This window comes from Flavobacterium sp. 2755 (assembly GCF_031455715.1).
Classification (GTDB): domain Bacteria; phylum Bacteroidota; class Bacteroidia; order Flavobacteriales; family Flavobacteriaceae; genus Flavobacterium.
In genome coordinates, this window is record NZ_JAVDTG010000003.1 from 266264 (window position 1) to 288368 (window position 22105).

The window sequence follows — 22105 nt, forward strand, 5'->3', positions numbered from 1 at the left end:
AAATTACAATCAAAACAATTCATAAACAAACATTATGACATTAGAAACAAAAAAAAGTGTTTTTGTTGAATTAGGAAAATTTCTAAGTCAGTTTTCAGAAGAGCATTCTGTACAGAAATCTGACATTTTATATAACGATATCTTTTTTGATGATTTCGAAAAACTAATACATTTATCACAATCTCATAATGGCTGGTACACTCCGGAACAAGTATATTTTGCAGTAAAATCCTGGGCAGATGCTTTAACAGAAGAAAACATAAGCAAATGGATTTCTCAATATTCTTCTGACTTCGCTCAGAATGATAAAAAAGAAAAGACTGTTGCGTTGATTCTGGCAGGAAATATCCCGCTTGTTGGTTTTCACGATTTTCTGTCCGTTTTAATTACCAGAAATAAAGCATTAGTAAAAACATCTTCAAACGATCAGCATTTACTGCCATTTTTAGCAAAGTATTTAATTGCTGTTGATGAAAATTTAAAAGATAAAATCACTTTCGTGGATGGGAAACTGGAAAATTTTGATACCGTAATCGCCACCGGAAGCAACAACACGGCACGTTATTTTGAATATTATTTTAAGGATAAACCTTCCATCATCCGAAAAAACAGAAATTCGGCTGCCGTTTTAAACGGAAAAGAAACACACGAAGAATTAGAAGCTCTTGGCGAAGATATTTTTAGATATTTTGGTTTAGGATGCCGAAATGTATCTAAACTTTTTGTTCCGAAAGGCTATTCATTCGATGCTTTTTTTCAGGCCATTTTTAAATATCAGGACGTAATTCATTACGAAAAATACGCTAATAATTACGATTACAATAAAGCTGTTTTCTTAATGAGTAATTTCAAATTATTAGATAACGGATTTTTAACTTTAAAAGAAGATTCGAGCTACGCCTCGCCTATTTCGAGCGTTTTCTATGAATATTATGAAAACCTGGAAGATTTAAAATCGCGTCTGGAAACCGATGCAGAGCAAATTCAATGCATTGTAAGCAGCAATTTAATAGAAAATAGTGTTGCATTTGGTCAAACCCAAAATCCTCAATTGTGGGATTATGCAGATAACGTTGATACTATAACGTTTTTGTTAACAACAAAGTAAAAAAATGTTTAATTATTTCGAATTATTTATCGCTTTTTCAGCTCCTATTGCCGAAATTTGCGTTTTTAAAATTTCGACTATTAACAACAACCATGAAAAAACACAACTACAGCGCAGGACCAAGTATTTTACCTCAGGAAGTTTTTGAGAAGGCATCAAAAGCAATTTTAAATTTTAATGATTCAGGATTATCTATTCTTGAAATTTCGCACCGAAGCAAAGATTTTGTTGCTGTTATGGATGAAGCTCGTTCGCTGGCTTTAGAATTATTAGGTCTTGAAGGAAAAGGATATCAGGCTTTGTTTTTACAAGGTGGTGCAAGTACTGCATTCTTGATGGCTCCTTATAACTTATTGAAAGAAAACGGAAAAGCAGCTTATTTAGATTCAGGAACGTGGGCAACTGCGGCTATTAAAGAAGCAAAACTTTTTGGAGAAACTATTGTTGTAGCTTCTTCAAAAGATGATAATTATACACATATTCCAAAAGGTTACGAAATACCAGCCGATGCTGATTATTTTCACTGTACAAGTAACAATACCATCTTTGGAACTCAAATGCAGGAATTCCCGTCAACTAACATTCCGGTAGTTTGCGATATGAGTTCTGATATTTTTTCTCGTCAATTAGACTTCTCTAAATTTGATTTAATCTATGCCGGAGCTCAAAAAAATATGGGACCTGCAGGAACTACTCTTGTTGTAGTTAAAGAAGAAATTTTAGGTAAAAACGGAAGAACAATTCCTAGTATGTTAGATTATGCTAAACATATCAAAGCAGAAAGTATGTACAATACGCCGCCTGTTTTTTCTGTATATGTTTCATTATTAACGTTACAATGGATTAAAGAAAAAGGCGGAATCGCTGCTGTTGAAAAATTAAACAACGCAAAAGCAGATTTACTTTATGCTGAAATCGACAGAAACCCATTATTTAAAGGTGCTGCTGCGGTAGAAGACCGTTCTAAAATGAACGTGACTTTCTTACTAAACAACCCGGATCATACAGAAACTTTTGATGCTTTATGGAAAGCTGCAAATATTTCTGGATTACCAGGACACCGTTCTGTAGGTGGTTACAGAGCTTCTATTTACAACGCTATGCCTATCGAAAGTGTTCAGGTTTTAGTTGATGTAATGAAAGCATTGGAGTCTAAAGTTTAGTTCTCAGTCTCAGTTTTTAGTTTTCAGTTTACCAAAAATGTGAATTGAATCCCGAGATCCTAGCCCCGATAGAAGTGGAAATCCTTTTATTTTTTTTCTTTAAAAAAATAAAAGATTGGAACGGATAGCGGGATTAGCTCCTAAATCAAAAAAGAAAATTAATATTGAGGATGAGATTGCTTCGTTCCTCGCAAAGACATACACACAATGAAAGTATTAGCAAATGACGGAATTTCTAAAAGTGGAATTCTAGCCTTAGAAAAAGGCGGATTTGAAGTTATAACTACAAAAGTAGCTCAGGAACAAGTAGCTAACTTTATCAATGAAAATAATGTAAGTGTAATTTTAGTGCGCAGCGCAACTAAAGTTCGTAAAGATATTATCGATGCTTGTCCTGGTATCAAAATCATCGGTCGTGGTGGTGTTGGTATGGATAATATCGATGTTGATTATGCTAAAAGCAAAGGAATTCATGTAATTAATACTCCGGCTTCATCTTCAGAATCTGTTGCTGAATTGGTATTTGGACACTTATTTTCTGGTGTTCGTTTCTTGCATGACTCAAACAGAAACATGCCTCTTGAAGGAGATTCAAACTTTGACGGTTTGAAAAAAGCATACGCAAACGGAATTGAATTAAGAGGAAAAACGCTTGGTATTGTTGGTATTGGTCGTATTGGACAAGCTACAGCAAAAATGGCTCTTGGTTTAGGAATGAAAGTTATCGCAGCTGATAGTTTTATCCCTCAGGTAGATGTAAAAGTTGAGTTTTTCGACGGACAATCTATCACAACTACAATTGTTTCTCAATCTTTAGAATCTTTATTTAAAGAGTCTGATTTCATTACATTACACGTTCCTGCTCAAGATGGTTACATCATTGGAGAAAAAGAATTTGAACTTTTGAAAGACGGAGTTGGAATCGTAAACTGTGCTCGTGGAGGTGTTATTGATGAAGTAGCTTTAGTAAAAGCTTTAGATTCAGGAAAAGTTGCTTTTGCAGGTTTAGACGTTTTCGAAAGCGAACCAAAACCAGAAATGACAATTTTAATGCACCCAAAAATTTCATTGACGCCGCACATTGGAGCTGCAACTGGAGAAGCGCAAGACAGAATTGGTACTGAATTAGCATCACAAATTATTACTTTGTTAAGCTAACAAACTATATTTAAATTATTTAGAAGGGATTTATTAACATCGTTTAATAAATCCCTTTCTTTTTTTAACTAAATTTGAGTTCTAATCCCTAATTATCAAAAATCATGTTTGAACAATTAACCCAATTAGTACAGCAATACGGAGGCGATGCTGTTGTAAACAACAATGCAGTCCCAAATGAGCATAACGAAGCCGTAATAAGCGAAACAAGCAATTCTATTTTTGAAGGCTTAAAAAAGATTGCTTCAGAAGGCGGAGGTGAACAATTAGCCGGTTTATTCAACGGAAATTCCCCTATAGACAATTCAAATCCAGTCGTACAGCAAATCTCGCAGCAATTGTCTGGAAGTTTGGGAGAAAAATTTGGTTTAAGCAGTGCCGATTCTTCTGGTGTAGCTTCAAACTTAATTCCGCAGATTTTAGGTTCATTAGTAAATAAAGCAAAAGATCCAAATGACAGCAGTTTTCAGATTTCGGATATCATCAATTCGATTTCAGGAAACAGCGGACAAGCATCTGGAATTATGGATACCATTTCAAAATATGGAACTCAATTTGGCCTTGACCAAAACAACGACGGAAAACTAGACGTTGCCGATGTACTTGTAGTTACCAAAAGCAAAGGCGGTATCGCCGGGTTTATTGGGAAATTGTTTGGAAGTAAATAGTCTAGTTACAAAGGTTCAAAGTAACAAAGTAACAAAGACCTTAAGAAAAATTCTAAAAACTGATTACAAATTTGTAATCAGTTTTTATTTTTATGAGTAAGAAGTTAAACCTTTGTTACTTTGAACCTTTGCCCCTCTGAACCTTAAAAAAAAATCGTAACTTTATGGTTATGAAAAAGTGTATTTCCATATTGATCATATTATTGACAATAATTGCTTGTTCTACAGCTTCACAGAACATTGCGAGTGCAGATAATACTGCTTCAAACAAAAAACTAAACGATACCGTTAGAATTGCAAACGATTCTCTGGAATACGAAGTAATAATTATAGATAACGGTTTTAGCACCTGGCTTCAATCAAGAGCTTATCCACGAAATTATCATTCATTAGAATATCTTGAAAACAAAAATAACTTGTATGTAACCGAATGGAACAGCCGTGTTTTACAACCGCAGCGTTATAGTCCTAACTTATATGAAATGTCTATTAACTATCGTCCTGACATTCATTACGGATACGAAGTAAATTACTTAATTTACAATTACATGATTTATTTTCAAAATACTTACAAACAAAAACTTTGGGGGTATGTTCCTTCAAGATAATTACTATATTTGTAATCATTACAAATAGCAATGAATAAACTAAAAGAACGCTGGGGAATCACCTCAAATTTACAAGCCATTATAATACTTACCGTTTTTGCCATCACAGGATCGGCTTCTGCCTGGCTGTCTAAACCATTTTGCGTTTGGCTGGGAATCACCAAAGAAGATTTTGGAGGCTGGTTTACCTTAATTCGACTGCTTATAATTTTTCCTATTTATCAGGTTCTGCTGGTCGCAATAGGAACCGTTTTTGGGCAGTTTAAATTCTTTTGGAACTTCGAAAAGAAAATGCTCAAAAATATGGGATTAGGATTTTTGTTCAAAAACTAAATTTATTCTCTTACTCTCTCACTGGAAAAGAAATAAGTATAAATCCATGTCAATGTAAAAGAAGGAATGATATCCGTAAACGGAATTACTTCTTCAATAAAAGTTAAAACACTGGCTACTTTTCCAACTCTACCTTTATACATTCTGGTCATAATTATAGCCGCTATTGGCGCCCAAATTACATCTGAAAATTCGCCAAGAAGCGGAATCGAAAAAGAAATCATACCAATTCCGTCCAAAATTAATCCAATAATTAATTTTGACATTCTATTGTCATCTACAACTTTTAGGTCTTGCATTTTAAGTTTGATTTGAGTTTGTTCCGAAATTAAAAATAAATCATCAAATTCATTTTATTTGAATATTAAATTTAATTTCAAAATTTCCACCTTTTAATTATTTCTTGTCACAGCAAATAACGCACCAAAATCTCCATCGGTTTGAATCCAGTTTTGTGACGGGAGATACGCACGGGACACAAATCCGTCAAGGTAAAGCGCATTTTTACAGCCTAAAGTTTTAAAATAATTCGCAAAATCGTAGAAATTAATCTCTTTTTTAGACAACACAAAAACTACATTTCCATTAGGCAAAATGCCTACTCCGTTCCTAATATTTAGATTTTTCGACCCTTCTTTAAAAGCAGAATGAATCTGACCATCAATAACTAACATTGGACCAGACTGTGTCGCAAATTCAATTTCTTTATTATTCTTAAAATTTTCAGTCGTACAAATTACCGCCGTTTTTTTAGTCGTAATATAAAATACGCCATTTGGTTTCAAATAAAAATTTCCGTCTGCTTTTGTGTTATCTAAAGGAGATAATACTTTTTGTTTTTCAATATAAAGTCCTTGCGGAGAATGATCTACTTTATACATTCCGGCATTCATGGCAAAATCTAATTTAAGATTTTTTGAAGCAGTATAAAGTTTAAGATTCTCGATACTTTCAAATCGTTTTCCTTTTTCATCTTTCCAAAACAATCTTAAATGCTGTTTTTTAACATCAACTTTATAAGTTAAAAATAAATCATCCGAATATTGTTCAGCACTAACAAAAACAGCAGCAAGCCCAATTATAAATACAAACAGAACTATTTTTAATCTCATTTTTCAAATATTGAATTATTAAAAGTAAACGTAAAATTACTTCATAAAATTCTGTTACAACACATTTTTATATCGATAGATTCTTCGTTTCTTTGTAAAAACAGTTTCACTAAATGATACACGCAAAAAACATACATAAATTCTACGACAAACTTGAAGTTTTAAAAGGAGTTGATTTACATATTAAGAAAGGCGAAATTGTTTCGATTGTTGGAGCTTCCGGTGCCGGAAAAACGACTTTACTACAAATTTTGGGAACTTTAGACACACCCGAAAGAAACTCAGCATCATCATTAAGCATTAATGGTGAAAATATTTTGAGACTGCAGGATATTGAAAATGACAATTCAAAAGAAGAAAAAACATTTAAAATCGTCACTTGGTCTGGTATAATTTACATTATAATTTTGGTTGTTTATTTATTGTTTTTCAGAACAAAAATCTTGGATGAAACATTAAGGTTAGTAACCCTTGGCGTCTTATTTTTACCAATAGTTTCCATGTTTGTGTACTACAACAGATATTTCAAAAAGAAAAGCAAGCAAGACAAAATACTATCTGAATTTAGAAATTTAAATCTCGGTTTTATTTTCCAGTTTCACCAATTATTACCAGAATTTACAGCTTTAGAAAATGTTTGCATTCCTGCTTTTATGGCCAATAAACCAAAAGCACAAACCGAAAAAGAAGCTAAAAAAATTCTGGAATATCTAGGTTTATCACACAGAATTCATCACAAACCAAACGAGCTTTCGGGCGGAGAACAACAGCGCGTTGCAGTTGCAAGAGCCTTAATCAACAAACCCGACGTGATTTTTGCTGATGAACCGTCTGGAAATCTTGACACACATTCTGCCGAAAATTTACATCAATTGTTTTTCAAGCTTCGCGATGAATTCGGACAGACTTTTGTAATTGTAACCCACAACGAAGAATTAGCCAATATGGCCGACAGAAAATTAATTATGGTCGACGGGCAGATTAGTAATTAATATTTATAGGAGCTATTTCCTGCTGTCCGCTATATTCCCGATAAACAAAAACTACAGCTAAAAAGCCTTGTTTTTCTAAATCGGGAGATGCCGCTCCCTTCAGGGCTAGGACACTCAAATAAACAAGAACATTTCATTTCAAATGAACCAAAAAGAACTCAAAGAATTTCTCGACGAGAAAGTCATTCAATATAACAATCAGGATTTTATCGAAAGTGATCCCGTGCAGATTCCGCATTTGTTTTCTCAAAAAGAAGATATCGAAATTGCAGGATTTTTAAGCGCTTCAATCGCCTGGGGAAATCGCAAAATGATTATCAAAAATTCGCATAAAATGATGGAATTGATGGGCAATACGCCTTACGATTTCGTTATGTCACACTCTAAAGATAATTTAGCCGATTTAGAAAATTTCGTTCACCGAACTTTCAACGGAAAAGATTTCGGCGGATTCATTAAAGGTTTACAGCACATCTATAAAAACCACAACGGACTTGAAGCTGTTTTTGCTAAAAATCAGGAAAAAGACAGTTTACAGAAAAGCATAAGCGAATTCAAAAAGATCTTTTTCGAAATCGATCATTTACCACGAACTCAAAAACATATTTCAGATCCTCTGAATAATTCTGCCGCAAAACGCATCAACATGTATTTACGCTGGATGGTTCGCCAAGATACAAAAGGTGTCGATTTAGGAATCTGGAAAACAATTTCCCCTTCCGCATTATCTTGTCCGCTTGATGTACATTCCGGAAACGTTGCCCGCAAACTAGGAATTCTTTCGCGAAAGCAAAACGACGCAAAAGCTTTATTGGAATTAGATACACAACTCCGCAAAATGGACGCTGCAGATCCTGTAAAATACGATTTTGCTTTGTTTGGTTTAGGTGTTTTTGAAGGGTTTTAAAATTTAAAGTTATTAAATGTCAGGCTGAGCGAAGTCGAAGCCCGCGCTCCAATTGGTACGTCCCTTCGACTTCGCTCAGGGTGACAATTCAGTATCAAAAAAACAAAATCAACAAAAAACCATCATTTTAACGTACATTTGCACAAAATTTAATGCAAATGAGCACTTTCGAAAAATTCAATCTCCCAAAATCATTACAAAAAGCTGTTGACGAATTAGGCTTTGTTACGCCTACTCCTATTCAAGAAAAATCTTTCTCTGTAATCATGTCTGGACGTGATATGATGGGAATTGCGCAAACCGGAACCGGTAAAACATTTGCCTATTTACTGCCTCTTTTAAAACTTTATAAGTTCACTAATACCAATACACCTAAAATTGTTGTACTTGTTCCAACCCGTGAATTAGTTGTTCAGGTTGTTGAAGAAGTGGAGAAATTAACCACATACATGTCGGTTAAAACATTGGGTATTTATGGAGGTGTAAACATCAATACACAAAAAAAAGCCGTTTACGAAGGTGTCGATATTTTAGTTGGAACTCCGGGTCGTACAATGGATTTAGCACTTGATGCTGTTGTTCGTTTTGATGAAACTCAAAAATTAGTAATCGACGAATTTGACGAAATGCTGAATCTTGGTTTCAGGCCACAGCTGACTTCACTTTTAGCGATGATGAAAACCAAACGTCAAAATATATTATTCTCTGCAACAATGACAGATGAAGTTGATGATATATTAAACGATTATTTTGATTTCCCCGAAGAAGTTACACTTGCAGCATCTGGAACGCCGCTTGAAAAAATTACCCAAGTTACATACAACGTTCCAAACTTTAATACAAAAGTAAATCTGTTAAAGCATTTATTGCAGAACGACGAAAGCATGGATCGTGTTTTGGTTTTCGTAAACAATAAAAAGATTTCAGATATGCTTCATACACGCATTGAAGAAGATTTTGAAGGTCAGTTTGGTGTAATTCACTCAAATAAATCTCAAAATTACCGTTTAAGTACAATGGCTGAATTTCAGGAAGGAAATCTTCGCGGTTTAATCACAACTGATATTATGGCGAGAGGTTTGGATATTTCTAATATCTCGCACGTAATCAACTTCGAACTTCCGGAAGAACCAGAATTATACATGCACAGAATTGGTCGTACTGGACGTGCAGACGCAACTGGAACGGCTATTAGTTTTGTAACTCCAAGAGAAGAGGAATTTAAAATTGAAGTAGAGGTTTTAATGAACCAGGAACTTGATATTACTGATTTTCCTGAAGAAGTTGAAGTTTCAACAAAACTAATCGAACCTGAAAAAGACAAACAGCCTATTAAGTTTTTAATGAAAAAAGTAAAACTCGAAGGAGACGGAGCTTTTCATGAAAAATCTAAAAAGAACAAAAAAGTCAATTTAGGAGGCCCTTCAAAAACAAAAAAGAAAACCCACGGTTCTGTCAATCGAAATATGTTGAAAACGAGAGATAAGAAGAGAAAAGATGGGAATAAGTAAGATAATAAGGTTCTAAGTTACTAAGATTCTAAGTTTTTTAAAAATTTAAAAGGCTCAAATATTCTTTGAATATTTGAGCCTTTTTTCTTAGCATCTTAGTTCCTTAGAACCTTAGCAACTTAGATTAAATTTTCGTAAAAACCAGCCCTACAGGCGAACACAATTGAATTCTTTTTCCTGTATCTGTAATTTTTCCTGTTGCGATATCTCTTTTAAAAATAACAATGTCATTTGTGTATTGATGACCAACTAAAAGGTAATTTCCTGTTGGGTCAATAGAAAAATCTCTTGGGCCTTTTCCTAAAGTGCTTTGCTGTTCTACTAATTCAATACTTCCATTTTTAAGGATTTTATATATTGAAATTGCATTAGCATCAACACGGTCTGAAACATAAAGAAAATTTCCATCAGGTGAGATTTTTATGGCTGCTGCTCCAGTTCCGCCTTTAAAGCCTTTTGGTAAAATACTGGTTTCGGCAATTACTTTTAGACTTCCGGTTTTATCATAGCTAAAAGTTGTCAGCGTACCATCTAATTCCTGAACTAAATAAACAAATTTTCCATCTTTGCTAAAAGTCAAATGTCTTGGGCCGCTTCCCGGTTTAACATCAACACTTCCTTTTAAAGTCAGAATTTCATTTTTAGACGCAGGATTGTATTTGTATATAAAGACTTTATCTAAACCTAAATCATTAGAAAGTACAAACTTTTTATCTGGAGAAAAAACCACCATGTGCACATGCGCTTTTTCCTGACGTGCTGCGTTTGGCCCTTTTCCTTCGTGCTGAATCAATTGCTGTACTTCAGAAATACTTCCGTCTGCATTCTTTTTATAAACTACTATATTTCCGCCAGAATAATTGGCAACAATTACATTTTTATCATCATTTATCAAGTGGCAAGGATCTGCTCCCAATGCATCATTTTTATTCAAAAAATTAATTTTTCCTGATGCAGAATCATAACCAAATGAACTTACCGTACTTTGTGTTCCGTTTTCGTTTACTGCATAAATAAATTTATTATCTGCCGAAACCGATAAATAACTCGGACTCACTACATTTTCTGAAGAGCTTTTCAATTTAAACTCGCCCGAATTTGCATCAAATTCATAAACATAAATTCCATTACTCTGGCATGTATTCGTATAAGTTCCAACCAAAAGGTTAAATTTATTTTGAGCTTTGACAGTGGTTAATGCTAAAGCTGAAAATAATATTAGAGATATTTTTTTCATAGTTTGTTTTTTTGAATACGCTAAAATACGTAATAATATCTTTTAGATCATTACAAATAAAAACAGAAAAGTTACATTTTTCAAAATGGATTTTCAGCATATAAGTGATATAAGTTCATTTAATAAAAACGCATAACCTCCTGCTTATAATCTCTTATATAACTTATATGGTTTAACTAAATATTGCCTATCTGGTTTAATTAAAAATTTGTATTTTTGACCAGCATCTTCGTGAAAAATAAAAGTAGCGAAGTAAATCGAAGCCAGAATGCACTTTAAACATCCCGAAATTCTATACTTTCTTTTTTTATTGATTGTTCCAATTTTGGTTCACTTATTTCAATTACGAAGATTTAAAACTTCTTATTTTACAAATGTTCGTTTCCTAAAAGAACTGGCAATCCAGACTCGTAAAAGCTCAAAAATCAAAAAACGATTATTGCTTGCTACCCGTCTTTTATTGCTTACCTGCGCCATTATCGCATTCGCACAACCTTTTTTTGAAGCAAAAGACAGTAAAAATGCTTCAAACGAAATGTATATTATTTTAGACAATTCGTTTAGTATGCAGGCAAAAGGCAAAAAAGGAGAATTGCTAAAACGTGTTGTTCAGGAATTACTCGAAAACACTCCCGAAACAGCTCAATTTTCATTGCTGACAAACACAGAAAATTACTGGAATACAGATATCAAGTCAGTTAAAAGCTCGTTACAAAATCTAAATTACAGCGCAACACCATTTGAACTTTCGTCGATTATGGCAAAAGTAAAAGCGCATAAATCGGCACATAAAAAAGATATTGTCATTATTTCTGATGCTGTAGGTTTAACTGAAAATGATATTAAAAACATTGATTCTGAAGAAAAACCCTATTTCATAATTCCGGAAGCGGAACAAAAAAATAATGTTTCTATTGACAGCGTTTACATCAATCAGACTTTAGAAAATTTCTACGAAATAAGCGTTAATCTTTCAGGTTACGGAGAAGATTTTAAACCAATTTCGACTGCTTTATACAATCAAAATAAACTGATTGCCAAAACAATCATCAATTTTGATGCGAAGAAAAAGAAAATCAACTTCACAATTCCAAAAGAAGCTTTTCACGGATATGTTTCTATCGAAGACAATGGTTTAACTTATGATAACAAATTGTTTTTCAGCATTTCTAAAAACAAAAAAACAAATGTAATCAGCATTGGCGAACCTGAAAAAAGTAATTTCCTATCGAGAATTTACACTTCTGCGGAATTCAATTACAACAATTATTCTATCAACTCTTTAGATTACAATAGTTTAGAAAAACAAAATACGATAATCTTAAATGAATTAGTTGAAATTCCGCAAGCTTTACAAACGACTTTAAAAGCGTTTGTTTCTAAAGGCGGAAACTTAGTTGTAATTCCTTCTGAAAAAAGTTCTATTTCAAACCTGAATTCATTTTTAGGAAATTTTGGAAAAGTTCAGTTCAACAATCTTAAAACTGAAAGCAAACTCATTACCAAAATTAATTTTGATCATCCGTTATTTTCGGGAGTTTTTGAAAATAAAATCACGAATTTTCAGTATCCAAAAACAAACAGTTCATTTGATATTTCAAGTCCATATCCAGCCGTTTTATCTTATGAAGATCAAAGTACATTTGTAACGGCAATTCAAAACCCAACTGCTGGAATCACGGTATTTTCTGCACCAATAAATGCAGTAAATTCAAACTTTCAGCAATCACCTTTAATTGTTCCGTTGTTTTATAAAATGGCGCAGAACAATCAAAAAACAGGTGTAAATGCTTTAACGATTGGAAATAATCAACCTTATTTTGTTGATGTTTTGCTGACGAAAGATGCAATTCTGGAAGTAAAAGGAATAGAAGATTCGTTTATTCCGATTCAGCAAATTTTGAATAATAAAGTTAAATTAACGTTTAATAATTTCCCTGAAACAGCTGGAAATTACAGCATTTTTGACAAAAAAGAATGGGTTGAAAATTTGAGTTTCAATTACAAAAGAACCGAAAGCGATTTGAATCAGGTAAACACAAATGTAGTTTCTGATTTTAAAACCGCAGATACGATTTCGACCATTTTTAACACCTTACAAACTGAGCGGACTGACAGCCAAATTTGGAAATGGTTTGTTATCTTTGCACTGTTATTTTTAGCATTAGAAATGGCGATTATAAAATTCGTGAAGTAATTTTTTCACCATTAAGAATATTAAGTTTTAATGTTTTAAAATAATTTCATTGTTTCAATTAAAATAAATTTCTCTACATATGAAAATAATCATCAAAAGCGCCAAAATTATCGACTCAAAAAGTCCGTTTCATAACCAGACCGTTGATCTTTTAATTGCAGATGGTTTAATTGAAAAAATAGGAGTTTCTCTTCCAAATGATGATGCAGAAGTAGTAAGATTCGATGATCTTCATGTTTCTCAAGGATGGTTTGACAGCAGCGTTTCTCTTGGAGAACCAGGTTACGAAGACAGAGAAACTATTGCAAACGGATTAAATGTTGCAGCAAAAAGCGGCTTTACAGCAATTGCACTGCAACCAAACTCCTTTCCGATTATTGACAATCAATCTCAAGTCAATTTTGTAAAAAATAAAGCAAATAGTTTTGCTACAGAAATTTTCCCAATTGGTGCTTTAACAAAAGCCAGCGAAGGAAAAGATATGGCAGAACTTTACGACATGAAAAAAGCCGGAGCAATTGCTTTTGGAGATTATAACAGAAGTATTGATAATGCTAATTTGCTAAAAATTGCATTGCAATATGTTCAGGATTTTGATGGTTTGGTTATTACTTATTCGCAAGATCCAAATCTAAAAGGAAACGGAGTTGCTAATGAAGGAATCGTTTCTACAAGATTAGGTTTGAAAGGTATTCCAAATCTAGCCGAAGAACTTCAAATTTCGAGAAACTTATTTTTATTGGAATATACAGGCGGAAAACTTCATATCCCGACAATTTCTACAGCAAAATCGGTTGAATTAATTAGAGAAGCTAAAGCAAAAGGTTTAAACGTAACGACAAGTGTTTCTGTACATCATTTGGTTTTAACCGATGAAAAACTAGACGGTTTTGACACGCGTTTTAAAGTGACGCCGCCATTACGAACCGAAGTTGACAGACAGGCTTTACTAAACGGAATTGCCGACGGAACTATCGATACAATTACTTCTGACCACAATCCCATTGATATTGAATTCAAGAAAATGGAATTTGATACTGCTAAAAACGGAACAATTGGGCTTGAAAGTGCTTTTGGAGCATTATTAACGGTTTTACCTCTGGAAACTGTAATTGCAAAACTAACTTCGGGAAGAACTGTTTTTGGTCTTGAAAACAACACAATCGAAGAAGGTGCAAAAGCAAACTTCACTTTCTTTACTCCAGAAGGAAAATCAACTTTTACGAAAGAAAATATTCTTTCAAAATCTAAAAATTCTGCTTTTTTAGGAACTGAACTTAAAGGTTCTGTTTACGGAATTTTAAATCAAAATCAACTTGTTACAAAATAATACAATGAACAATACAATCGAAGAAGGAAAATCAATTGCCATTACGAGTTACATATTAATCATTGGCGTTTTGATTGCAATGTCTATGAATTCTGAAAACAAAAATAGTTTTGCTTCTTTTCATATTCGTCAGGCTTTAGGTTTATCGCTGACTTTTATTTCTTTCGGAGCTATAATCAGTAATTTTGACAGCTTTTTTATCACTTTTCCAATGTGGATTTGTATTTCAATTCTGTGGACTTATGGAATTTTCAGCGCTATTCAAGGCCAGATGAGACCAATTCCTTTAGTTGGAAATGTGTTTCAAAAATGGTTTAAATCTATTGGATAGATTAAAAGAAAATTCGAAATTAAAAAAAAGAAATCCGTTGAAATCAGCGTTTTCGCTTTAGCGAATCTGTTTTATCAGCGTATAAATTTAGAACACGGATGACGCAGATTTGCAAGCAAAAACGCGGATAAAAACAGATTTTTTATTATCTAATCGCTTTGTCAAAGTTTAAATCTTTCACAAAGTTTAAAATTTATAATTCACAACTTACAATTCACAATTAAAAAATGAATCTATCTTTAGAATATAAAATACAAGAACCAAAAGTAATTTTAGATAAAAATCCGTTATTGCTTTTATTACACGGATATGGCAGTAACGAAGCTGATTTATTTTCGTTTGCTTCTGAACTTCCAGATAATTACTATATCATTTCTGCAAGAGCGCCTTATGATTTGCAATATGGTGCTTATGCCTGGTATGCGATCAATTTTGATGCAGATCAGAATAAATTTTCAGATAATGAACAAGCTAAAACTTCGAGAGATGTAATTGCTTCTTTTATTGATGAATTGGTTGCTAATTACCCTATTGATGCAAATAACGTAACTTTAATTGGATTTAGTCAGGGTTCTATTTTGAGTTACTCTGTTGCGCTTTCGTATCCTGAAAAAATTCAGAGAGTTGTAGCAATGAGTGGTTATTTTAATGAAGAAATTATTAAAGAAGGTTTTGAGAAAAACGACTTCAAAAACTTAAAAATATTCGCTTCTCATGGAACTGTAGATCAGGTTATTCCAATTGAATGGGCGAGAAAAACTCCTGCAATTTTAGAAAAATTAAATATTCCGGTTACTTACAAAGAATATCCTGTTGGTCACGGTGTTGCTCCACAAAATTTCTTTGATTTTAAGAATTGGCTGATTAGTTAGTTTTCAGTGTTCAGTTTTTTAGTGTTCAGTTGCAGTTTACAGCTAGAACTTTGTCAAAGTTCGAAACTTTGACAAAGTTTTTTTGATTGCGCAAATCACTGAACACTAAAAAACTGAACACTGAATACTAAAATTATTCTCCTGTATAAATAATCTTCCCTCCTTTTTTCAGGACATATCCTTTCCAGGGAATTAATTGATAATCATCTTTATTCCACGAATCTCCTTCAGATTTTCTTTCTAAAATAATGGATTCTTTTTGAGTGTCCAGAAAAAGCTCCGCTTTGTTTCCATCAAAAATTACGTAAGCAGCGGTTGTATACGTTTTACCTGTTTCTTCTGCATGCGACAGTTTTGTTCCTTCAAAAATTCGGATACATTCTTTTTTAAGCGTTGACCAAGTGTAACCTGCAGAACCTTTACATCCGTGTGCATCAGAGTCTCCTCCCACTAGTTTCTTTTCCTGTGGTTCTTTAACGGTTGTGTTTTCCTGAGAAACTTTTTTAGCACAAGAAAATGTCGCAGCAGCGATAATCGTAAACAAAAACATCTTTTTCATAATCCTCATTTTTAATTATTAGTCAAAAAAAAATAGGATTAAAAAATCCTATTTTTGATATAACCAAGTTTGATTTACTTCAAAGGTAATATTATCATTATTATCAACAAAGTATTTTAACAAGACTTCTCCCCATAATTCGCCATTACTATAATCTGCAATGATCCAGCGGTGATTTAAAATTTTCACTTTATTGATGATAAATTTATTTGGTCCAATTTGATCTTGCCCAGTGTATGGGTTCCCTTTTGGATTTGCATTGAAATCTAAAAGTTTTTCGGTTACAACCGGAATTAGTTTTTCAAATAAAATTACTTTTCCTCCAGAAGCACTATTATCAAAATAATTTTGTGCATTTTCATTGTGTTCCAAAGAAAAATAATCTGCATCGGCTAATTTAGCTGACATCAAATTAATACTATCTCTTAGCTTTTTAGTTGTTTTCTCATATCTTTTTTCGCCAAATTGCACTTCTCGGCTGTAAAACATATAAGTAAAAACATTCATTAATATCGCAAGGATAAAAAGGTAAAGCATTAAGGATTTTTTCATTTTGTGGTATAATTAAATTGTAATTTCTAAATTATCGTAGGCCAGATAAACATTTTCAGGAAGTTGTTTCTGCACTTCTTCGTGAAAACCTAAAACATGGCTAATGTGAGTTAAATAAGCTTTTTCAGGTTTTACCAGATTAATAAAATCAAGTGCTTCCTGCAAGTTAAAATGAGTATCGTGAGGTTCAACGCGCAAAGCATTTACAACCAAAACTTTTAAACCTTTAAGTTTTTCAACTTCAATTGGTTCGACTGTTTTTACATCAGTTAGATAAGCAAAATCATCGATTCTATATCCAAAAACCTGTAAATCACCGTGCATAACATTGATTGGAATCGCGATTTTATCTCCAGCTGCAAAAGGTTCGTCGTTTTTAACTTCAATAGTTTTTACACTCGGAGCGCCCGGGTATTTATTTACGGTTTCAAAAACATAATCAAAACGTCGTCTTAAATTATCAAGTACACGTTTATGTCCATAAATAGGAATTTCGCCTTGACGGAAATTAAACGGACGAATATCATCTAAACCGGCAGTATGATCTGCATGTTCGTGTGTAAATAAAATGGCATCGAGTTTACGGCATCCGCAGGAAAGCATCTGCTGTCTAAAATCGGGACCGCAATCGATTACAAATGAATGCTCGTCCCATGTAATCCAGATGGAAACGCGGAGCCTTTTGTCCTTAGCATCAGTGCTTTTACAAACGGGATGATCGATTCCGATGATCGGAATGCCTTGAGAAGTACCAGTACCTAAAAAATAGACCTTCAATTGAACTTAATTTTTTTACAAAAATAGGATTATTTCTCTTTCATTAGAACCCTAATTTACTAACTTTGTAACAAATCTATTTAAAATAAAATGGGTACAGAAATAAAACTCAAAGGTGACAAGGTCATCGAACAGATTCCTTCTATAAAAGACAAAGCTTTACGCATTAATTTAAACGAGAATATTTACGGAACATTTGCTGAAATTGGCGCTGGACAAGAGACAGTTAGACATTTTTTCAGATCCGGAGGTTCTTCAGGAACTATTGCAAAAGCGATGTCGGCTTATGACAAAGATTTTAGTGATGCTGTTTACGGGATTGAAAGTGACGGAAGATACGTTACCGAAAACAGACTTAAAAAAATGCTTACGTTTGAAGGAGAATTGATCGAAGAACGTTTGAGCAGAGAAAAACACCCAAATAAACTTTTCTTCAGCTACGCTAATACAGTAGCAACCATAGATTTTGCCAAACAGTTTAAAGGACACGGCTGGGTTGGAATTCGATACCAGATTGAACCAGACGAGGCATATAACGAAATTATTCTTCATATTCGTTTTAAAGAGACTGATGCCAGATTACAACAAGAAACACTCGGGATTTTAGGTGTAAATTTAATTTACGGTGCTTTCTATAAATATAATGATCCAAAACGTTTATTGCGTTATTTGTACGATCACTTAGATAAGGATCAATTAGAGATCGATACGATCAATTTTTCAGGACCTCGTTTTGCTGATGTTGACAATCGTTTGATGAGTTTACAGCTGGTTAAAAACGGAATGACGGATGCCGTAATGTTTAATCCGGAAGGAAAAAATGTTTTACCGGCAGCTGTTTTATACAAAAAGAACCTTCTTGCTTTTAGAGGAAGTTTCCGCCCGGTTACAAATGTGAATCTTGATATGTACGAGAAATCATTAAAAATGTTTCTCGAAGAAAATAAAGTAGAGAAAGATAATACATTAGTAGTTTTTGAAATTACACTTTCGAATTTACGTTCGGATGGTGAGATTGATGAGCGTGATTTTATGGATAGAGCCGAGCTGCTTTGTTCACTTGGTCAAACGGTTATGATTTCAAATTTCCAGGAGTATTACAAAGTTGTGGAGTATTTCTCTAATTATACCAAAGCCCGCATGGGATTAGCAATGGGTGTAAACAATCTTGTTGATATTTTTGATGAGAAATACTACCGTCATTTAAGTGGTGGAATTCTGGAAGCTTTCGGAAAATTATTCTACCGCGATATGAAAGTATTCTTATATCCAATGTTAGGCGATAATGGCGAAGTTATTACTTCTGACAACCTGAAAGTTCATCCTAGAATGAAAGAATTATACAAATTCTTTAAATTTAACGGTAAAGTTGTTGACATTAAAGATTACAACCCAAACATATTAAATGTTTTCTCTCGAGAAGTTTTAAAAATGATTGGACAAGGAAAAACCGGCTGGGAACCAATGCTTCCGTCTGGTGTTGCAGAGATTATAAAAGAACATCATCTTTTTGGATATCATCCGCAGAAAGAACTAGAGCAAAAAGCTTAATATAAAAAGTCCCTTAATTTGGGACTTTTTTTGTTTCAGGTTTGAATGAATGTTTTTTTTAACGCAAAGCACGCTAAGGTTTTCTATTATAGATTGCATTTACAATACCTAAAGTTCGCAAAGCTTTGTGTTGATTAAGCTTTGCGAACTTTGTTTTTTTATAAAAACTTACATACAAAAAACCTTAGCGTACTTTGCGTAAAAACTTAGCGTGCTTTGCGCTAAAATTACACGCAAAGCAACCTGAAACTTGAAACAAAGAAAACCTGAAACAAAAAAACTTATTTCAAAATCTGTGCTGCGTGTTCTTTTGTTTTTACATTTTCGATTACTTCTTCGATGATTCCTTTTTCGTTGATTACGAAAGTTGTTCTGTGGATTCCGTCGTATTCTCTTCCCATGAACTTTTTTGGTCCCCAAACACCAAATGCGTTGATAACAGATTTATCTTCATCGGCTAATAATGGAAATGGTAATTCGTATTTTTCTTTGAATTTGGTTTGCGCCTTTTGACTATCAGCACTTACACCAAGAAGTTCGTAATTATTTGCCTGAAAACGGTGAAAATTATCTCTTAAATCACAAGCTTCGGCTGTGCAGCCCGGCGTACTTGCTTTTGGATAAAAGAATACCACTAATTTTTTTCCAGCATAATCTGCCAGTTTATGTGTATTTCCGTCTTGATCAGTTCCTGAAAAGTTTGGTGCTTTATCTCCGGCTTTTAATGTTGTCATATCTTTTTATTTTAGATTTCAGATTGTTGATTTTAGATTTAAAACAAAGATAGCTTATAAGTTATAAATCGCTATTTTTACACTTTAAAATTACGGAAATGAATAAAGAAGCTCGCGTACAATTTGTTATAAATACGTTAAAAGAACTCTACCCTACTATACCTGTCCCGCTTGATCACAAAGACCCATATACCTTATTAATTGCTGTTTTACTTTCAGCACAATGTACTGATGTTCGAGTAAACCAGATTACGCCGCTTTTATTTGCAAAGGCAGATAATCCGTATGATATGGTAAAGATGTCAGTGGAAGAAATTAAGGAAATTATTCGTCCGTGTGGTTTATCACCAATGAAATCAAAGGGAATTCACGGTTTGTCTGAAATTTTGATTGAAAAATATAATGGTGAAGTTCCGCAGAGTTTTGAAGCGCTTGAATCTTTGCCGGCTGTTGGACATAAAACAGCAAGTGTTGTTATGTCTCAGGCTTTTGGAGTTCCGGCTTTTCCAGTTGATACACATATTCACAGGCTGATGTACAGATGGAATCTTTCGAATGGAAAAAATGTTGTACAGACTGAAAAGGATGCTAAAAGATTATTTCCGAGAGATACATGGAATGATCTGCATTTACAGATTATTTGGTACGGACGTGAATATTCGCCCGCTAGAGGCTGGAGTTTAGAGAAAGATATTATTACGAGAACAATTGGTAAAAAATCTATAATAGAAGAAGCTGCTAAAAAGAAAGTTTAGCAGCTTCTTTTTTATTTTACATACTGCTTTTTAGAGCATTGTATTCGTTTGTCATATCAAGTGATCGATATACTCCCAAAAGTGTTTTTGTAGCTTCTGGATTTTTTGGTTCAATAATAAGCGCTTGTTTTAGATACGGGATTGCACTGCGGGCAATGTCATCTTTTTTAGCGTTTAGTTTGTCATATTTTTGCATTTCAGATGGTGAAGTTCCTAAAGAAGCTATTTCATCAGCTAAATCTTTTTTGACTTGCAGTTTCAAATATGCCATATTTATATAGGCATCGAGGTAATTAGGGTTAAGTTCCAAGACATAATTATAAACTGCTTCGGCTTTAGGATAATCTCTTTTCTCTAAATAAGCGTAAGCTAAATTATTGTTAACCTCTATTTTTTTTGAAGGAACTAGCTCGTTTCTTGGTCTTTCATAAAACCCTTGTTCTATAGCAGATTCTCTGGCTTTTGTAGAAACAAAAAAATCTTCTTCTTTTGTTTTCTTGTTTGTAGCGTAATACATCATTCTCTTTCCGGAAAAATTTATCTTCTTTAAGATTTCATAATATTTTACTGCCGACTCGTAATCCTTAGCATTTATAGAAGATGCTGCAGCGTTAAATAAGTTCAATGTGTCTTTTTTATCAAATAAATAAACTTTATAACTTTTCTCAGCACTTTCTTTGAATTTTCCAGCATTAAAATCGGTCATTGCACCATTAACAAGAGTAGATTTCATAGCTTTTAAAGCAGCATTTGCTTTAACTGTAAATTTAAACTTTCCTGATTCGTTTTCGTACAAAAACACATCCTGATAAGCTTGTGAGGCCAACGTAAAATTATTAGCTGCATCTATATTTTTCCCAGCTAAATCTTTATATACATTTCCTTTTAAAAAATAATAATCAGATTTGGCTTCATCTGACGCATTAAGGATAAGGTATTCTGTTTTGTTTAAAATCGCCAATGCTTCCTCGCTTTTTCCTTTATCGTATAAAGACTGCGCTTCTTTTATTTGATCATTTTGAGCAAATGCTGCGACATTTATCAATAACAGCATTGATAACATCTTTAGGTTCGTTTTCATATTTCGGTTGGGTTTTGGTTGTTAAAATAGATTTAGTTTTTTGAATGAATTTTGCTGCAAAGCTGATAGTTTAGCACTTCAGCCTGCGTTTAAATGAAAAATAAGTTTTAGAGATCAAAATTGCCATAAATCTCTAAATTTAATCTCTCAAAAAATCAAACTTCTTAGTAAATAACTAAGGGGTATAACAAACAAAACGAAATAAGGCAGAGTAGTTTTTTTTCATAGGTTTTTGGTTATTGGTTGGACAAATTAGGGTGATTGAAATGTTTTAATACGAAAAATTCTTATGTTTTTATGAAATAATAGTTATTTTTTAACTAAAATAAAATTAATTATTGAATAAAGAAATATTTTGATTAAAAATATTAAATTTTAACAAAAACATAATTTTAAATCAAAATCATATTTTAGATAAAACGAAGAAATACAATAAATAATTAGAAAAAACTGTTCTGGAAAAACATGCTTTTGAATATATCATAACAGAGTAAAATTTAGGATTTAAGACATAAAAAAAACTCACTATCTGTATTTGCATACAAATAGTGAGCTTTCAACCAAAACGA

22 protein-coding genes and 2 pseudogenes are annotated in these 22105 nt (G+C 33.1%); 16 read left to right on the forward strand and 8 right to left on the reverse strand.

Translation table 11 applies throughout. The annotated features are described in order from the left end of the window. Nucleotides 1-34 precede the first annotated feature (34 nt). From J2Y38_RS08455 to J2Y38_RS08480, 6 genes are all read left to right on the forward strand, one after another. Nucleotides 35-1108 carry an acyl-CoA reductase gene (locus J2Y38_RS08455; protein WP_309841253.1) on the forward strand — a complete coding sequence of 358 codons (1074 nt, stop codon included), beginning with the start codon at nucleotides 35-37 and terminating at the stop codon, nucleotides 1106-1108. Between the two features lie 92 nt (nucleotides 1109-1200). Further along, entirely contained in the window at nucleotides 1201-2271 is a 1071-nt protein-coding gene (gene serC, locus J2Y38_RS08460; RefSeq protein WP_309841255.1) for a 3-phosphoserine/phosphohydroxythreonine transaminase, read from the forward strand. A gap of 207 nt (nucleotides 2272-2478) precedes the next feature. Next, nucleotides 2479-3429, forward strand: coding sequence for a D-2-hydroxyacid dehydrogenase (locus J2Y38_RS08465; protein ID WP_309841258.1), 951 nt, complete (start codon nucleotides 2479-2481; stop codon nucleotides 3427-3429). 104 nt (nucleotides 3430-3533) lie between these two features. Next, nucleotides 3534-4097 (forward strand): DUF937 domain-containing protein, encoded by a 564-nt coding sequence (locus J2Y38_RS08470; RefSeq protein WP_056206335.1) that lies wholly within the window; start codon nucleotides 3534-3536, stop codon nucleotides 4095-4097. 170 nt (nucleotides 4098-4267) lie between these two features. Then, nucleotides 4268-4705 (forward strand): DUF6146 family protein, encoded by a 438-nt coding sequence (locus tag J2Y38_RS08475; protein WP_073483042.1) that lies wholly within the window; start codon nucleotides 4268-4270, stop codon nucleotides 4703-4705. A 30-nt stretch (nucleotides 4706-4735) separates the two neighbouring features. Beyond that, the gene (locus tag J2Y38_RS08480) at nucleotides 4736-5038 is read left to right on the forward strand and encodes a DUF6787 family protein (protein ID WP_053473691.1); all 303 of its coding nucleotides are present in this window, start codon (nucleotides 4736-4738) and stop codon (nucleotides 5036-5038) included. A 2-nt stretch (nucleotides 5039-5040) separates the two neighbouring features. On the opposite strand, the gene J2Y38_RS08485 is transcribed toward J2Y38_RS08480, so the two are convergent. Further along, complete coding sequence (locus tag J2Y38_RS08485) at nucleotides 5041-5337, reverse strand: hypothetical protein (protein WP_053473692.1); 297 nt, start codon at nucleotides 5335-5337, stop codon at nucleotides 5041-5043. A 93-nt stretch (nucleotides 5338-5430) separates the two neighbouring features. Next, nucleotides 5431-6150, reverse strand: coding sequence for a phosphodiester glycosidase family protein (locus J2Y38_RS08490; protein ID WP_309841260.1), 720 nt, complete (start codon nucleotides 6148-6150; stop codon nucleotides 5431-5433). Nucleotides 6151-6263: 113 nt separating this feature from the next. Between J2Y38_RS08490 and J2Y38_RS08495 the strand changes: the two are divergent. The 4 genes and pseudogenes from J2Y38_RS08495 to J2Y38_RS08510 all read left to right on the forward strand — a co-directional run. Next, nucleotides 6264-6476, forward strand: a pseudogene (locus J2Y38_RS08495) (ATP-binding cassette domain-containing protein); the annotation flags it as partial. A 216-nt stretch (nucleotides 6477-6692) separates the two neighbouring features. After that, nucleotides 6693-7142: pseudogene (locus J2Y38_RS08500) on the forward strand (ABC transporter ATP-binding protein); the annotation flags it as partial. 142 nt (nucleotides 7143-7284) lie between these two features. Then, nucleotides 7285-8049, forward strand: a complete 765-nt coding sequence (locus J2Y38_RS08505) for a TIGR02757 family protein (RefSeq protein ID WP_309841262.1) — start codon at nucleotides 7285-7287, stop codon at nucleotides 8047-8049. Between the two features lie 158 nt (nucleotides 8050-8207). Then, on the forward strand, nucleotides 8208-9560 hold the full coding sequence (locus J2Y38_RS08510; protein ID WP_309841263.1) for a DEAD/DEAH box helicase: 1353 nt from the start codon (nucleotides 8208-8210) through the stop codon (nucleotides 9558-9560). 124 nt (nucleotides 9561-9684) lie between these two features. On the opposite strand, the gene J2Y38_RS08515 is transcribed toward J2Y38_RS08510, so the two are convergent. Continuing rightward, complete coding sequence (locus tag J2Y38_RS08515; protein WP_309841265.1) at nucleotides 9685-10797, reverse strand: lactonase family protein; 1113 nt, start codon at nucleotides 10795-10797, stop codon at nucleotides 9685-9687. A gap of 268 nt (nucleotides 10798-11065) precedes the next feature. Between J2Y38_RS08515 and J2Y38_RS08520 the strand changes: the two genes are divergently transcribed. From J2Y38_RS08520 to J2Y38_RS08535, 4 genes are all read left to right on the forward strand, one after another. Next, nucleotides 11066-12994 carry a BatA domain-containing protein gene (locus tag J2Y38_RS08520; protein WP_309841266.1) on the forward strand — a complete coding sequence of 643 codons (1929 nt, stop codon included), beginning with the start codon at nucleotides 11066-11068 and terminating at the stop codon, nucleotides 12992-12994. A gap of 79 nt (nucleotides 12995-13073) precedes the next feature. Beyond that, nucleotides 13074-14324 carry a dihydroorotase gene (locus J2Y38_RS08525; RefSeq protein ID WP_309841268.1) on the forward strand — a complete coding sequence of 417 codons (1251 nt, stop codon included), beginning with the start codon at nucleotides 13074-13076 and terminating at the stop codon, nucleotides 14322-14324. A gap of 4 nt (nucleotides 14325-14328) precedes the next feature. Then, on the forward strand, nucleotides 14329-14655 hold the full coding sequence (locus J2Y38_RS08530; RefSeq protein WP_309841270.1) for a hypothetical protein: 327 nt from the start codon (nucleotides 14329-14331) through the stop codon (nucleotides 14653-14655). Nucleotides 14656-14882: 227 nt separating this feature from the next. Further along, entirely contained in the window at nucleotides 14883-15527 is a 645-nt protein-coding gene (locus J2Y38_RS08535; RefSeq protein ID WP_309841272.1) for an alpha/beta fold hydrolase, read from the forward strand. Between the two features lie 133 nt (nucleotides 15528-15660). Here J2Y38_RS08535 and J2Y38_RS08540 read toward each other — a convergent pair whose 3' ends face one another. The 3 genes from J2Y38_RS08540 to J2Y38_RS08550 are packed head-to-tail and all read right to left on the reverse strand — an operon-like array spanning nucleotide 15661 to nucleotide 17415. Then, nucleotides 15661-16086, reverse strand: a complete 426-nt coding sequence (locus J2Y38_RS08540; RefSeq protein WP_309841274.1) for a hypothetical protein — start codon at nucleotides 16084-16086, stop codon at nucleotides 15661-15663. Between the two features lie 48 nt (nucleotides 16087-16134). Further along, nucleotides 16135-16638 carry a hypothetical protein gene (locus J2Y38_RS08545; RefSeq protein ID WP_309841276.1) on the reverse strand — a complete coding sequence of 168 codons (504 nt, stop codon included), beginning with the start codon at nucleotides 16636-16638 and terminating at the stop codon, nucleotides 16135-16137. Between the two features lie 12 nt (nucleotides 16639-16650). Further along, nucleotides 16651-17415, reverse strand: coding sequence for an MBL fold metallo-hydrolase (locus J2Y38_RS08550; protein ID WP_309841277.1), 765 nt, complete (start codon nucleotides 17413-17415; stop codon nucleotides 16651-16653). Nucleotides 17416-17505: 90 nt separating this feature from the next. On the opposite strand from J2Y38_RS08550, the gene J2Y38_RS08555 reads away from it, so the two are divergent. Then, nucleotides 17506-18966 carry a nicotinate-nucleotide adenylyltransferase gene (locus J2Y38_RS08555; protein ID WP_073482627.1) on the forward strand — a complete coding sequence of 487 codons (1461 nt, stop codon included), beginning with the start codon at nucleotides 17506-17508 and terminating at the stop codon, nucleotides 18964-18966. A gap of 281 nt (nucleotides 18967-19247) precedes the next feature. Here the strand turns inward: J2Y38_RS08555 and bcp are convergent, their stop codons facing one another. Further along, the gene (bcp, locus tag J2Y38_RS08560) at nucleotides 19248-19700 is read right to left on the reverse strand and encodes a thioredoxin-dependent thiol peroxidase (protein WP_309841278.1); all 453 of its coding nucleotides are present in this window, start codon (nucleotides 19698-19700) and stop codon (nucleotides 19248-19250) included. A gap of 98 nt (nucleotides 19701-19798) precedes the next feature. Here bcp and nth point away from each other — a divergent pair, with 98 nt between their 5' ends. After that, complete coding sequence (nth, locus tag J2Y38_RS08565; RefSeq protein WP_056206362.1) at nucleotides 19799-20455, forward strand: endonuclease III; 657 nt, start codon at nucleotides 19799-19801, stop codon at nucleotides 20453-20455. 16 nt (nucleotides 20456-20471) lie between these two features. Here nth and J2Y38_RS08570 read toward each other — a convergent pair whose 3' ends face one another. Next, nucleotides 20472-21536, reverse strand: coding sequence for a tetratricopeptide repeat protein (locus J2Y38_RS08570; protein WP_309841279.1), 1065 nt, complete (start codon nucleotides 21534-21536; stop codon nucleotides 20472-20474). Nucleotides 21537-22105 lie beyond the last annotated feature (569 nt).